General features: G+C 52.1%; 15 protein-coding genes and 1 pseudogene. 9 read left to right on the forward strand and 7 right to left on the reverse strand.

Annotation, left to right across the window (positions count from 1 at the left end; translation table 11 throughout):
• Positions 1–9: 9 nt before the first annotated feature.
• The 3 genes from LDB05_RS21370 (at position 10) to LDB05_RS21380 (ending at position 1588) form a co-directional block, all read left to right on the forward strand.
• Entirely contained in the window at positions 10–555 is a 546-nt protein-coding gene (locus LDB05_RS21370) for a hypothetical protein (RefSeq protein WP_226008244.1), read from the forward strand.
• Positions 556–887: 332 nt separating this feature from the next.
• Positions 888–1319, forward strand: coding sequence for a hypothetical protein (locus LDB05_RS21375; protein ID WP_226008245.1), 432 nt, complete (start codon positions 888–890; stop codon positions 1317–1319).
• 125 nt (positions 1320–1444) lie between these two features.
• Positions 1445–1588: a DUF7557 family protein gene (locus LDB05_RS21380; RefSeq protein ID WP_226008246.1), complete on the forward strand. Its 144-nt coding sequence runs from the start codon at positions 1445–1447 to the stop codon at positions 1586–1588.
• Positions 1589–1720: 132 nt separating this feature from the next.
• Here the strand turns inward: LDB05_RS21380 and LDB05_RS21385 are convergent, their stop codons facing one another.
• On the reverse strand, positions 1721–2518 hold the full coding sequence (locus LDB05_RS21385; RefSeq protein WP_226008247.1) for an alpha/beta fold hydrolase: 798 nt from the start codon (positions 2516–2518) through the stop codon (positions 1721–1723).
• Between the two features lie 378 nt (positions 2519–2896).
• Here LDB05_RS21385 and LDB05_RS21390 point away from each other — a divergent pair, with 378 nt between their 5' ends.
• Together LDB05_RS21390 and LDB05_RS21395 are read left to right on the forward strand one after the other, a co-directional pair.
• The gene (locus LDB05_RS21390) at positions 2897–3298 is read left to right on the forward strand and encodes a hypothetical protein (protein ID WP_226008248.1); all 402 of its coding nucleotides are present in this window, start codon (positions 2897–2899) and stop codon (positions 3296–3298) included.
• A complete protein-coding gene (locus LDB05_RS21395; protein WP_226008249.1) occupies positions 3283–3549 on the forward strand; it encodes a hypothetical protein in 267 nt (88 codons plus the stop codon). The genes LDB05_RS21390 and LDB05_RS21395 overlap by 16 nt, the downstream gene beginning before the upstream one ends.
• 734 nt (positions 3550–4283) lie before the next feature.
• Here the strand turns inward: LDB05_RS21395 and LDB05_RS21400 are convergent.
• Positions 4284–5273, reverse strand: coding sequence for a sensor histidine kinase (locus tag LDB05_RS21400; RefSeq protein ID WP_226008250.1), 990 nt, complete (start codon positions 5271–5273; stop codon positions 4284–4286).
• A 307-nt stretch (positions 5274–5580) separates the two neighbouring features.
• Between LDB05_RS21400 and LDB05_RS21405 the strand changes: the two genes are divergently transcribed.
• Positions 5581–6630 (forward strand): PAS domain-containing sensor histidine kinase, encoded by a 1050-nt coding sequence (locus LDB05_RS21405; protein WP_226008251.1) that lies wholly within the window; start codon positions 5581–5583, stop codon positions 6628–6630.
• A 119-nt stretch (positions 6631–6749) separates the two neighbouring features.
• On the opposite strand, the gene LDB05_RS21410 is transcribed toward LDB05_RS21405, so the two are convergent.
• On the reverse strand, positions 6750–6905 hold the full coding sequence (locus tag LDB05_RS21410) for a hypothetical protein (protein ID WP_226008252.1): 156 nt from the start codon (positions 6903–6905) through the stop codon (positions 6750–6752).
• A 441-nt stretch (positions 6906–7346) separates the two neighbouring features.
• Here LDB05_RS21410 and LDB05_RS21415 point away from each other — a divergent pair, with 441 nt between their 5' ends.
• Positions 7347–7682 (forward strand): hypothetical protein, encoded by a 336-nt coding sequence (locus LDB05_RS21415; RefSeq protein WP_226008253.1) that lies wholly within the window; start codon positions 7347–7349, stop codon positions 7680–7682.
• Between the two features lie 43 nt (positions 7683–7725).
• On the opposite strand, the gene LDB05_RS21420 is transcribed toward LDB05_RS21415, so the two are convergent.
• The 3 genes from LDB05_RS21420 to LDB05_RS23665 all read right to left on the reverse strand — a co-directional run bounded on the left by LDB05_RS21420 (position 7726) and on the right by LDB05_RS23665 (position 8854).
• Entirely contained in the window at positions 7726–7974 is a 249-nt protein-coding gene (locus tag LDB05_RS21420) for a hypothetical protein (protein ID WP_226008254.1), read from the reverse strand.
• A 244-nt stretch (positions 7975–8218) separates the two neighbouring features.
• Positions 8219–8443: a HalOD1 output domain-containing protein gene (locus LDB05_RS21425; protein WP_226008255.1), complete on the reverse strand. Its 225-nt coding sequence runs from the start codon at positions 8441–8443 to the stop codon at positions 8219–8221.
• A gap of 75 nt (positions 8444–8518) precedes the next feature.
• Positions 8519–8854, reverse strand: a complete 336-nt coding sequence (locus tag LDB05_RS23665; RefSeq protein ID WP_425498616.1) for a DUF7344 domain-containing protein — start codon at positions 8852–8854, stop codon at positions 8519–8521.
• A 1206-nt stretch (positions 8855–10060) separates the two neighbouring features.
• Here LDB05_RS23665 and LDB05_RS21430 point away from each other — a divergent pair.
• Positions 10061–10336 carry a hypothetical protein gene (locus tag LDB05_RS21430; RefSeq protein WP_226008256.1) on the forward strand — a complete coding sequence of 92 codons (276 nt, stop codon included), beginning with the start codon at positions 10061–10063 and terminating at the stop codon, positions 10334–10336.
• 1018 nt (positions 10337–11354) lie between these two features.
• Here the strand turns inward: LDB05_RS21430 and LDB05_RS21435 are convergent.
• The gene (locus LDB05_RS21435) at positions 11355–12404 is read right to left on the reverse strand and encodes a PAS domain-containing sensor histidine kinase (protein ID WP_226008257.1); all 1050 of its coding nucleotides are present in this window, start codon (positions 12402–12404) and stop codon (positions 11355–11357) included.
• 296 nt (positions 12405–12700) lie between these two features.
• Here LDB05_RS21435 and LDB05_RS21440 point away from each other — a divergent pair.
• A pseudogene (locus LDB05_RS21440) lies at positions 12701–13093 on the forward strand (RNA-guided endonuclease TnpB family protein); the annotation flags it as partial.
• Positions 13094–13138 lie beyond the last annotated feature (45 nt).

A 13138-nucleotide genomic window follows, 5' to 3' on the forward strand; every position in this document is an offset into this window, starting at 1 on the left:
TACCGGTTGATGACTGATGCCGCTAGCCAACCATTTGCGGTCGGTTCTGTCGCCATTCCTCTTATACTCCCTATCTTGGGCTACTTATCCGCTGATGTCCGGGTCATGTTTACCGTTCACCTCTTCCTCGGTGCGTTCTGGTTCGGTACTGCGGTGCTCGGTGCGGTCGTCCTCGGCCCTGTAATGGGTAGTCTCTCCGAGGAAGCGAATGCCGAGTTCGCCGAAGGGTTCGTGCCGAAGATGAACCTTCTCATGGAACCAGTCTCGGTCGGCGTTATCGGCTCTGGAATCGGCCTCGCCAGCATGATGGGGCTCTTGGCATCCCCGACACCGTCACTGTGGGCGGCACTTGTCCTCGCTATCGCGCTGCTCGTCCTCGGGTTTGGCCCACTCCACAAATTCACAGCCGGTATGTTCGATGAAATTGCCGCCGAAGAGACCGACCACGAACGACTCTCTGACTTAAATAAGAAGTATGGTATGCTGAGTATGATCGAACTCCTCCTTATGGTCGCGATCGTCGTCACTATGTCTGGCCTTCGCTGGGGGTTCTAAACCCTCAGTTCCTGTTCGGGTACGTGGAGTACAAGGCACCCGAGAGAGGTGTGTCCGTGGATCAAATTGAGCGAACAAACGTCCTAACACTGTTCTCGGACGGATTGTACGTTCATGCACGAGGACGACCGTGCAACCAGAAGAGATCGCGTCGCTGGCAGTGTTCCTCGCCTCAGACGGGGTTACGCAAGTGAGATATCCCGTCCGGAAAGATATCTATCGGCGTCTTCCCCACGAAGTCAGATACCGTCTCACTCAACAAAATAGTGCGATAACGTGCGTTCCGTCGAGGAGAGACTCACCCTTAACTCGCTCCTGCGCGAACGGGTCGTATGACCGGGACATCCGAGTATCGACCGAACGGGCGGGGAGCCACCGTCACGACACCCGAAGAACTCGTCTTGCATCTGTGTCAGGCGGGTGCAAAGGGCGTCTACCTCTCGCGAACCGACGCCTTTCGCGATGGAGTGGTTCCTATCATCGCCACTTACACGCCTACGCCCGCGGAAACCGTCCTCGACGTAGACCCGAAGACCGTCCGCGAGCTACTTCAAAGCGTATTCGAATCGATCGACAATCGGATCCGATTTCACGGCCGTGAGTGTGCCCTCGAGTGGACCGTCGAACCCGAATTCACGGGGCCGCGGACGGACCTCGTTCCGCTGTACGATCGCGACGTCGAGCAGAAATACGGTGATGGATTCAACCTCTGGAATCTGTTTTTCGTCTACGAAGAACGTCAGGAGTCGAACAGCGACCGGTGAGCAGTCCCCTCTCGTTCGAACAACTCCTCTGGACCGGAATATCGGGACCTCGAGCTCCAGTCGGTTCCCTCGGGCGACCGTCTCGTGGGTGCGTTTTATTGAACTGGCAAGCGTCGTGATCCGTGATGACCCGAACGATCGAACTCGACGACGACCTCGCGGAACGGATCGAGGGCCACCTCGAGGACGACGAGACCATCGAGGAGTTCATCACGGAACTGGTCGCGATCTACGAGCAGGAGGGGCGGTTCCTGCAGGAAGGAGCGTAGGCCGGGACGTCACCCACGGCCGATCGGCCGAGGGGACCGTCTTCGTGCGCCCCATCGATTTCCGCGAGTCCATACCGTCCGCCCGACCTCGAGCACTAGGCGGCACAGCTGTGAGTGACCAACCGCTAGTCGTTAGATCTCTTCACGGATGAATGCAAGTACCTCTTCGATGAAGCGGTCGGGCCCGGTGAGCATCGCCTCGTGTGCGTGCCCATCGAAGGTAACGATCCGGCTGTTTGGGAGCGCGTCGTGAATCGGGGCCGTCGCATCTTTTAAGACCTGAGGGCTCTCGCTTCCGGTCAGCAGTAACGTCTGCGCCGTCATATCGGCGAATCGGGCTGCATCGAACTCGTACTCGCCGATTGCCGACAAGCTGCGGGGCCAGACGTGTGCCGCGTCCACGAGGTCCTGCCAGTCGGGAGCCGAACGTTGTGCCTCGATTTCCTCTGGCGTAGATTGGGCGATTTCTTCGAGGAACAGGACAAGTACCTGCTCGTTTTCACCGTCGTCCAGCAGCCGTTCCATTTCTGCGAGCACCTCCTCGGAGTAGAGTTCCAGATCGTCGAACGCAATGGGTGGCTCGTACAGGACGAGTTTGTGTAGGTTGTTGGTTCGTAGGGCCGCCTCGAGCGATAAGAGCGCTCCCGACGAGTGCCCGAGGAGGGTTACAGGTTCGTCGATCGCCTCGACGACCGTAGCCACGTCCTCGAACTCCCGTTCCAAATCGTACTCATCGGCGTCGCCGCTTTCGCCGACACCACGGCAATCCATCGCGTAGACCGTGCAGTGGTCCGCGAAGGTGGCACGGACGTCGGATAACTCCCAGAATCTGTGGTCACAGACACCTCCGTGGACGAGCACGAGCGGTGGCCCGCTCCCCGTCCGTTCGAAGGCAATCTCAGTCCCGTCTGCAGACGTGACTGTTTCCATGTCTCGACCTGTGTCTGGTGGTGTTGCTTCCGCCATAGGTGGTTCACCATTCACTATGTGATGCGGTCCCATAGAGTCATCTCGTGGAAAATCCCCACGGTCTGAACGGAGGCACGATCTGCCTCGAGTCGAGCAGACGATGGAAAATATGCGCCCCAGATGGGGGTTTGACCTCCTCCATTGGATTGGTTGAAAGTACGCCTGTATAACCTCTGTGATCGACCTGTCGATTACCTGAGAGTCCGCCGAATCCGACGTCGTCCGTTGCCGTCGTTGTCGGTCGGAATCGTCTGATTCGGTTTTGTTCTCAAGAAAAAGACCGCGACCGATCCAATTTAAACAACCGAATCCGAAGACGAATTACTCACTGATCGCTTGGTGACGAGGATCTACCGTCGCTACTACAAAGGCGCGATAGGCGAGCTGGCGCAATGCTATCCGAACGAACAGCGCTCCCTCGAGGTCGACTGGCGAGACATCTACAAGTCCGATCCGGACGTCGCCGATGACTACCTCACGGCACCGGAGCAGATGCAGCGGTACTTCGAGGAGGCGTTCCGGATGTTCGATCCCTCGATCGACATCAATCTGCTTGCTCACGTACGCGTGGGGAATCTAGAGGAGTACACGTTCTACCTCGGCGAGTTCTCTCGATCGGAACAACTCGGCAACTACCGGTCGATCCGTGACGAGATTACGAAGGCGACGTCAGCGCCCAGCCGCGGACGGTCGTCGAGGACATTCCCGCTCTTGCTTCGAAGCAAATGTGCAATCAGGTAGCGTTCTACCTCGTTGAGGAGACCGGGGCCGCGCTTACTGAGGCCAAGGTGACACTTCCTCATGACAGCGTGGAATGGTCCGTGATCGAGGCGATCGACCCCGAGCAGCTGCCCACCGACGGACCGATGCAGGTCCGCGAGATAGATAGCACTGCCAGCGAGACGACGCTCCGACTGGCCTCGAGGCAGTCGGTCGGCGATGCCATCCAGGACATCCGCGACCGGACCCAGCGGAACAGCGAGCGGGTATGATTCACTGGATCGATTCTTACTAACTCGGAATTAGGACGAAGTTGATAATAAGGTCACCGAACATATTCACTGTCGCGTTCCCACAGGCGCGACACGATCCAATCAGCTCCCCCACCTGAGTCATCCCACCTACCACGTCCGACGGCCACCACCCTGGCCCATCCGGGCGGTTTTGAGGTTTTTGGGATCGCAACCGACCCTCCAGCGATAGCTATCTGATATTGAGTGTGCCGACTGCCTCGGCGGGCCCGGCGTCGTGATCGACGAGGCGGTCGGCGGCGAACTGCCACGCTTGTTTGGCGAATTCGGGATTCGCTTCTCCGTAGTAGACGCTGACAGCCTAATGCCGAAAATAAGTATAATATTTCGGTTTCGTCGATAGTACTCGAGCACAGTGTCTCGAGTCCAACTAGGGACGCCTGACGCCGATCGGGTCTGAACGGCTGACGTATCCGCGGACGACTGGTGACGTCTCCAAGCTCGTATCTCGTGGCGATCACATCCGACTGCTGGACGATCGCGACCAGATGGTCGTCTCGGTGACCAAACAGCAAGCACTCGACCTGCCGACGTGGACAGTGAGTTTCCGTGATTCAGACGCCGACCTCGTCGACAGGATCCAGAGTGGTTCGGGAAGAACGAGTCTATCGCTCGCAACGGCGACGTTTACTATCGCTACGGCGAGTCTGACGGTGAGTGAAGTCCAAGTTGGGGACAGTCTTATCGACTAAGAGTTACGATTCTGGATTTGATTGACGGAATTCAAACCGTGCGCCACCTTCTGCGCTTTTAGAAAAGAAGATCGTAAGTCCATGGTCATCAGCGATTCGACTAACAATTGTAAGCCCTATACCGTTTCCACTGTCTCCTGTCGTAAATCCATGGTCAAACACTCGTTCCTGTTCTGTTTCTGGAATACCGTCTCCCGTATCCTCAACATAGAACCCATCATCTAAGGGACCTACTCGAACGGTAACGTCGCTCCCACCATGGTCGATTGCATTTCGAAATAGGTTCTCAAAGAGTGCTTGTAGCTGACTTCTATTTCCATTGATTTCGCCATTCTGAATTGTGAGGGTTGCTGATTGGGACTCTATGATCTCCCATGCGCTCTGAGCAACTGCTGCTAGCGAGACTGATTCGGTCTCAGTCGGTGGATTACTAGACTGGGCGAGTGCTGTAAGGTCCACAACGAGATCGTTTATTCGGTCCAAAGCAACTTCGATTCCGTCTAAGTTAGCATCTTCGCCTGTCTCACGATATTGCTCCAATTCTCCCATCGCAATTGTCAATGGATTTTTAAGATCATGAGACACCATGCTGGCGAATTGATCCAGTCGCTTATTTTGTTGTTCTAGTTCTTTCGCTGTCTTCCGGACGTCAGTCACATCCTGTGTTACTAGAACTCCATATGGATCTTCGTCGATATCCACTGGTTTCGTCTCAATATGGTGGACCCTTTCATCATATTTGATATCAATTGAGCGAGTTGTACCGTCAATCGTGGAACGGAGCACTGGCTCAAGCTCAGTTGCTGTTTCTTCAGGAAATATCTCGTATATGTTATTACCTACTAAATCTGTAGCTTTTCTTTCCGAGAATGGGAGTGTTTTTGGACCAACTATACGATAACGGAGAGCCGAGTCAAACAGCACTAATACTCCGTTTGGGAAATTTTCCACTAGGGTTTGATGGCCGTCTTCTGGAGGATGTATCTCACTCACAATTCAGTTATCACCACATTCTCTCTTTTAGAGCTTAAAGCTATTGGCCATATGAAAAATAGTTCTAGAAATACTACTAGACAATATCCACAAGTTCCGAAATAATCTATCTAATAGAAATTCACGATACATCATTACTGTTTCCGTTATATCACCTTTTCATGTAGGATATATGTAATACATTCAAATAAAAATTCTCAATCAATACCCCTCGTTTAGTTTTCGGTATTAACTGATAGGGTATTATCAATAGGTGATTATCACCTTGAATACCACCTATATATTGCCGAATTTTCTATTAGTTTCCATGGGATCGTATGAAAATGTGATGTTGCCTGAATCATTTGATGATTTAGATGTTGGTATTACTCTACGCAATCCCAACACGGGGGAGCTTATTGATATGAATGGGCAGGTAGAAGAATTATATGGGTATTCTCGACCAGATCTGCTCGAAATGAGTCTCGGAGATTACACAGCTCCCTCAACAAAATTCTCAGAAGAGGAAGCGATCCGTCGAATCCGGCTTGCTGCTAGCGGTGATTCACAGGTATTCGAATGGCGAATCGAACGGGGGAATGGGGAACTGATTTGGGTTCAGGTCCGTCTTAATCAAACTACAATATCTGGGACCTTATGTGTCCTTGCTGAGATCCGTGATATAACCGGATATAAAGCACGTGAACAGCGATTACGCCTTCTTAACCGCGTCGTTCGGCATAATCTCCGTAACGAGACGAATATTCTCATGGGATATGCAGACCGTCTCAAAGGTGCTGTCGAAAAGGAAACTCTTGAACAAGAAGCCGAAACAATCCTCGAGATTGCTACAGAAATTGGGACGCTGAGTGACTCGGTCCGTCAGATCGAAGAAATCGCGGAGCCTGATGCGACCCAACGAACCTCGTTGAATATAGGTGAACTCGTTGAAACAACCGTTTCTGAGATCCGATCTGAATATCCAATAGCTGAATTAACTATCGAGACACAGGCTGATATCTGGGTGAAGGCTGACAAAGGTCTCAAGTATGCAATCGAACATGCAGTTGACAATGCAATCGTCCATAATGACCAGGAGATCCCAATTGTTGGAGTATTCGCAACTGTGAATGAAAATACCAATCAAGCGGAGGTCAAAATTATCGATAATGGACCAACGATACCGCAAATGGAAATCGACGTGCTCAACGATCAAGAAGAGGCAAGTAATACATATCATGGGTCTGGGCTTGGTTTGTGGGTGATGCAGTGGTGTGTCGGTTCACTTGGTGGCGAACTCATTTTCGAAGAAAATTCTCCTCGTGGGAACGTCGTTCGTATCTTACTCCCGCAAGCCGATCCAAAAGGATCTTCGTGAACTAAATTACCTTCACTCTGGTAACAGGGGACGGGAAGCGGTTGTTCGGCGACGGTGCGATTCCCGCACCCCTCCAACTCCTCGTCGACACTCTTGAACGACATTGGCTTCGGCTGTAATTATAAATCGTCTTGCAACTGGGCAGCGGCCAGCGCCTCGAGGACGCGATCCCGCCACTGCGCGAGGAGTCGACCGCGTCTCGAAGCAGGTGTGTGCCGATCGTTCGGGAGCGTCGTAATCGGAGCGTGATCCTCCTGTCGATCAGTGAGAGGCATTGCTGGCGTTGGCCACAACTTTGGATATATTCCTACGGAGTCCAAAAAACGCCGCCAGGGGGTGACGGCGCTCATGTCCCTACGGCAGTGTGTCAACCATGGTGGTTCTGAGACCGGGCGACAATCTGGCTATTGGCTTCACGTCGGAGCGATCTCAGAGCGGCGAGGTATGGATGTCTCGTGTCGAACAGTCGATGGGTGCTGACTGGCCTTTCCCCCTCGCCATCCGATCATTAGAACACAACTGCAATCAAACTATTGGACGTTTGATAGTAATGGAGATAGAGAGTGACAATATCTGAAAATAATTGACTGTCTCTAATTCCCAGACCCTGTGGAGGCATCCGCCACTCTCTCATCTGCTTTCCGTTTCGATATATTATCGGAAGAATTGGAACTGACCCAGCTACCGCTAAGTGGGGTCGTGAACGTTCTCTTTGTATGCGAGACCAGGAGCGCAACCGCCGCGTCGTCAGATATGAGCTGGGGAGGCGACTGCTCGAACTCCGTGGAGGCGACGTTGAGGCGATGGTCGAGCAGTTAGCGCGAGGGTTCGTCGATGGAGATCTCGTCGCCCTTCGCGATCAGGGTCAGGAGGCGCTGGTCTACGATCGAGTCCGAACATCGATTGTTGACGGTCGGTTGGACGTCTTCGGCATCTCTCGCGGTGGATCAGTATCGCGGCAGGAGACAGGGATCTGGCGCGGCGATGATCTTGAAGGCTGGCTCGAGGTACATCGTGGTGAACTGGACTGGGTGCATCACGAATGGCGGTAAAGTCCTGATAGAATTGTCAGTGCAAGACTAGTAAGTCTTAGATTCACCGGCGAATTGGTGTGTCTACCGTCTTGGCGGGTCCTATTTCAAATTCGGCAATAGATTTCCGTTTATCGTCAGCTCTGAGTGCATCGACCGCTTCATAGGGATCAATATCATACTTTGCAAGGCGGCTGACCGCGAGTTGCCAGGATCGCGCAGCCAGACGTGGACTATCACTCTGCCATCGGTATGAAAATTCGGCTAAGGCGACGGCAGTGAGGAGATCATCGCGATGCTGGTCAGTGAACATTATCTCTGACTATTTGTATGAATAGTGATAAAGTCATGGTACTGTACAGAAACGCTGACAGGGGGTGCCAGCGTTGGTTCCCCCTGTCAATGGGTGTTTGACTGGGGGTGGTGGTCCGGAATCGAGTGACAATATGGCAATTGGCCTCGGTGGACCAATTCGAGGTGGCGAGTTCTGGTGATGTCTCGGAGTGGATCAGATAGAATAGATCTCACTGTTTTAGTTTAGATGAGTGTTTGTAGACTCACGTATCAATAATCACGTTGCCATTCTTAACCGTCACCTTGTATCCGCAATAGGTGAAATGAATCGTCGCGTGCGATGTTGCGACCCTCTCGAGTGCATCGGTATCGATCGAGTCGTGTAATGGCGGAAGTTCTGTGTAATCACAGTTCTCCAAGTCAGATACTTCTTTAATAATCTCGTGTATTACTGAGTTTTCACGTATTTGACTGCCGCCTTGCCCCATATTTGATCCATAGTATGGTCCTATATAAACCTGTGTGACATGATGTCATTCCCGCCACCTAATGTATAAAATTAATTAATCGAATCTTTTGACTGTCTGATACAATTCCTCGATGCGTGGATCGCCACAGTATCGGACTTCGAGATTGTGCGTATCATACTCTAAAACGCCAGCATCAGTGAGCTTCGGGAGATGGACATGGTGCACCGTGGCCGAAACAGAATCGTGACCTGGTCGCTCCCCCGTTGCAGCTGCTTCCTCGTCGATGATCTCGGTGACGAGTTCATCAATCGATGCACGGTCCCGATTTGAGTCACAAAAGAACCTCAGAAGTACACGCCGCTGTCGATTTGCCAGTAGCTCAAGGCACGTGTCAACGGAAAGCTCGTCGCTATCAGGCCCACTATCCATAGTTGAAATCGTGTTACTACATAGCACAGGTATTGTTGTAGTGTTTGGGGTTGGCGCATATGACGTTTTATTCCGTCTAATAGCCTGTTAGCCCCGCCAGGAGGCTGAAAAGGAGATACTGAAAAAGAGCTCCAAAGATGAGTGAACCAATCGCAAGCGGAATGAGCAACAGAGACCTGCTCATTGATCGATTTGCGGGAGCGTGTACGATTCCCTTTTCGTCGACAGTACCGATCGACTCGAGAAGAAGCCATCCTGCAACGAAGAGTCCTATTGGGGGAACAGTGAGTAGAAGAAGTCCTGTTGTAATCCATACCCAAGTTCCGACATCGTCAGTGGACAGTACATAATTACGAAAAAGATCTGTATTGCGGTTCAGGCGATTTGGTTCTCCGTCAGTACTATCAGTAGAGCCTAGCCCATCGTCGCTACAAGATTCAGTAGAAACGGATGGATCTGAACCATCCTCCCGGAAATTCCCCATGGTTATGAACTTGTTGTATGTACTAAAAAGTTTTCGCCTAACGGACCTCTAATCCTCATTTTGATCGGTGGCATCAGTGAGCACGAGAAACTACCTACAGAATTTGGTACTACCCACTCAACAGTTGGTGCTGGCGTATCCCTGCACAGGAGTCTACCGGACAATAGTGTTGGTCCTATCTGGCCCCTCCTACCAGAAGCTCCTGCACTTCATAATCAGATGTGTCAATAGGGCCACCGAAGGCGACCCCACCGGGTCGTTTAATTTTTTGCCTCAAGCCGTTTTAGAATTGGCCTTGGCTGTGCCGACATCGTCACTATCCGCGATCGGGGTCAGGAGGCGCTGGTCAATGATCCAGTCCGAACATCGATCTTTGAGGGTCGGTTGGACATCTTCCGAATCCATCGCGATGGATCAGTATCGCGGCAGCAGACTGGTGTCTGGCACGGCGATGATCTCGAAGGCCGGCTCGAGGCACATCGTGGTGACTTGGATTGGTTGCATCACGAGTGGCTATCAGTTTGGAGTATCTAGGGCGTCTGCTCAGGGACGATGCCAGCGCCCTGGAGAAGTGGGCGAAACAGAAAGTGAAAGAGCACTGGATCGACCAAGGGAAGTCCAAAGAAGAAGCCGAAGAGAAAGCTACCCGATGGGAGAACAACTACGGAGAAGCTTGGGATGCAAATTCGAGTGACAAAACGGTGTAGGTTGATCCCTCCAAAATGCTACTCGTCCAGCATCACGTCTTTCGCCTTCTGAATTTGGAGATGCTCCTCTCGATCGGGATAGTCGCTGTCGGGGTGAACATCTGCCGACTTCCGACGGGTGGCCGTGGTGACGATGTCGGGTTCAATCTAACCGAGACGGTCGATCTCGAGGAGTTGCCCGTCGGTCGCCCACTCCGAGCCCGCGAGAGATACGACTCGCCGGAGAAGATCGTGCTCAAACTGAGCAGTGCCCAGCGCCTCGAGGATGTGATTCGGGCACTGAGCGAGTAGGTCAGCCGCGTCTCGCGGCAGGTGTGACCCCATCTTCAGATATTCGTGACCGGACCTCGAGGAACGCCCGATTGGGTGTGATACAAAAGGCCAAGGGGACGATTCTGGCTGACTGATAATCGGAGGCGCATTGATAACCTTCGAGGCGAACATATTCACTGTCGTGCTCCCCGGCGCGACACAGATCCAATCAGCTCCCCAACCGAGGCATCCGCCTATCACGCCCGACGGCCATCACCGTGGCCCATCCGGGCAATTTTGAGACCACAACCTGTCCTTGAGTGATAGCTATCCCATTTCGAGTGCATCGACGGCCTCCGCGGAACCGACGTCGTGATTAATGAGGTGGTTGGCGGCCAGCTGCTACGCCTATTCGGCGAGCTCGGGATCAGCGGTTTCGTAGTGGACGCTGAACTCGGACAGTGCGACGGCGATTAGTAGGTCCTCCTGTCGATTGGTGAGCATCAACAGTGTTCGCCGCGGCTTCGCATACAAACTGCGTAGTCGAGAAAACGCCAGCAGGGGGCGCTGGCGTTAATCGCCTCTGACAATGGGTGTCAATCGTGGTGGTGGTTCTGAGATCGAGTGATAATATGGCTATTGCTTCACGCAGAGCGATCTCAGAGCAGCGAGGTTGTATGTCCTGTGTCGAACAGCTGTGGGTGCCGACTGGTCTTCCCCCCTCGCCATTTGAAGCTTAGGAGACTTTCATCATCAACCTATCGGCCGTTTTCAGCCGTTTAATACCAGTAGGAACAGCGTTTAGTTTCTTTTCGGGCGAAACAATATGGGACAACTCAAGAATTGAAATGGAGCAAACCTTCAAATCTCATGCGGACGTAGTGATTGATGTCCGGGCCGATAACTCACATCCATGAGGTTATCTCCTCAACCCTCTCATCTTCCCGGACAATTTCACTTCCTGGCTTAGTCAGTGGTCTTCAGCTATGGAACTGGCATACTATACGGGCAGAGGTCACAGTCCTACGAGGAGGACATCCTCGAGATGAAGCGACTACTATGTGTCTGTCTCAGTTGATTCGTTTTTTGGTATTGTTATTTGAACGACGTTTCCACGAGGCGCATTTTCCTCAAAGGTGAGTTTGCCACCGAGAGAGTCGACACACCATTTCATCACCCACAGACCAACGCCTGAACCGTGATACGTACTGTTAACTTTTTCTTCAGATTCTAATACGTCAATCTCGATATCTGGAATAGGCGGCCCATCGTCGGCAATTCGGACGACACCGAGGTCGTTTTTTGAATCATCAATTACTCTCGCTGAGACGGTTGGGTTCTCGCGACCGTTGTGTGTGATCGCGTTATCGAAGGCGTGATCGAGCGCGTACTGAAGGCTTTTGTCGGCTGTGACCCAGACATCAGACGGTGCATCGACTGTTATATCTGCTTCTGGATACTCTTCTATAGACTTCTTGGCAGACTTGCGGACGGAAGTACTCATATTAGTTCGTTGCCGCTTCGTCGCATCAGGTTCGACTATTTGTTCAACTTGGTTCAGCGATTCACTTAGTGTTCCGACTTCAGAGGCGATAGATACGATGGTCTCGACCTCTTCTTCGAGCGCGTCATTTTCAATCGCTGCTTTGACCTGTTCAGCATATCCCGTGAGAATATTCATATCATTTCGGAGATTGTGACGGATAACTCGGTTCAAGAGTCGGAGCAGTTGCTCTCGAGCCCTGTATCTAGTGATGTCGGTTATTTCGGCTATAACATATTTTTCATCATCGATTGTAGTCGAGGTGAGATCGACATTCACCCACCGATATTCTCCGTTGCTGCGTTCTACCTGCCACTCAAAGGATTGTGTGTTCCCATTGCTGGCTGCTTGAATTCGTTGGACAGCCTCCTCTTGAGAGAATTTTGTTGAAGGTGCAGTATAGTCTTCAACCGACATTTCCTGCAATTCGTCTGTAGAGTATCCATACAACTCTTCTAACTTCGTATTCCCGTCCAGAACGGCCCCTGTCTCGGGCTCGTGTAGTGTGATACCAGTCTTTAGATCTTGTAATACTGAAGGAAGGGAGACATTCTCATTATCCATGGTTACGTTATATACAAAATTTGGTTACAGGCTCTTAGCTACAATACCAAATAAATTTGGATGTCGTTCTCTAGTACTGTTTGATTAATCTGTTGAGCAGGTGCAAAAGCTCTCATGCGTGGTGATGAGCTCGTCCGGAGCCTCCAACGCGGCATCCATAGAGACCATGCTAGAACACACTATATGCCTGCATATCGTTTTTGTGATAAATAACTCCTATTCCTAATTGAAGCCATCAGATCGCCAGTCATTAATACGGGTGGGTAGAGTCTGACTAACGCACAAGGGGCACGATGGAAATTATGGCGGTCGAAGACTTGAACGTGAAGGGGATGATGGAATCGCCGTCGAACAGCCGCAACACGGCGTCGGCGGCGTGGCGAACGTTCCTCTCGCTACTTGAGTACAAGTGCGAACGCGGTCGTCAGACTGGGTCTGACGGGCAGCAAAATCGCTCGCGATTTTGCGACGGCGTGGAGCATCCTTTCTTGCGGCCTCGAAGATGTAGGAGCGGGACACTCCGAAGCCACGCCTGTGGAGACTACGCTCCCTGTGAATACCTCAGTATCTGTTGAGCGCGTTCGACAGATTACGTCTGGCGGGCTGTCAGACTCGCAGAGTTTGACAACGTCGTGGAAGCAGGAAGGCCTACCCTCACGGAGCGAACGCCGTTAGCCGTGAGCGAGTAGGGTAGTTCACATGAGCCCAGGATCACTAACGTACGTCGCCTGATT

The organism is Natrinema salinisoli (assembly GCF_020405205.1).
Taxonomy (GTDB): domain Archaea; phylum Halobacteriota; class Halobacteria; order Halobacteriales; family Natrialbaceae; genus Natrinema; species Natrinema salinisoli.

Bases quoted from the DNA above. Each gene is read 5' to 3' on its own strand.
- LDB05_RS21370 (WP_226008244.1), top strand. From the start codon at position 10: ATGACTGATGCCGCTAGCCAACCATTTGCGGTCGGTTCTGTCGCCATT.
- LDB05_RS21375 (WP_226008245.1), top strand. From the start codon at position 888: ATGACCGGGACATCCGAGTATCGACCGAACGGGCGGGGAGCCACCGTC.
- LDB05_RS21380 (WP_226008246.1), top strand. From the start codon at position 1,445: ATGACCCGAACGATCGAACTCGACGACGACCTCGCGGAACGGATCGAG.
- LDB05_RS21385 (WP_226008247.1), bottom strand. From the start codon at position 2,518: ATGGAAACAGTCACGTCTGCAGACGGGACTGAGATTGCCTTCGAACGG.
- LDB05_RS21395 (WP_226008249.1), top strand. From the start codon at position 3,283: ATGTGCAATCAGGTAGCGTTCTACCTCGTTGAGGAGACCGGGGCCGCG.
- LDB05_RS21405 (WP_226008251.1), top strand. From the start codon at position 5,581: ATGGGATCGTATGAAAATGTGATGTTGCCTGAATCATTTGATGATTTA.
- LDB05_RS21410 (WP_226008252.1), bottom strand. From the start codon at position 6,905: ATGCCTCTCACTGATCGACAGGAGGATCACGCTCCGATTACGACGCTC.
- LDB05_RS21415 (WP_226008253.1), top strand. From the start codon at position 7,347: ATGCGAGACCAGGAGCGCAACCGCCGCGTCGTCAGATATGAGCTGGGG.
- LDB05_RS21420 (WP_226008254.1), bottom strand. From the start codon at position 7,974: ATGTTCACTGACCAGCATCGCGATGATCTCCTCACTGCCGTCGCCTTA.
- LDB05_RS21425 (WP_226008255.1), bottom strand. From the start codon at position 8,443: ATGGGGCAAGGCGGCAGTCAAATACGTGAAAACTCAGTAATACACGAG.
- LDB05_RS23665 (WP_425498616.1), bottom strand. From the start codon at position 8,854: ATGGATAGTGGGCCTGATAGCGACGAGCTTTCCGTTGACACGTGCCTT.
- LDB05_RS21430 (WP_226008256.1), top strand. From the start codon at position 10,061: ATGCTACTCGTCCAGCATCACGTCTTTCGCCTTCTGAATTTGGAGATG.
- LDB05_RS21435 (WP_226008257.1), bottom strand. From the start codon at position 12,404: ATGGATAATGAGAATGTCTCCCTTCCTTCAGTATTACAAGATCTAAAG.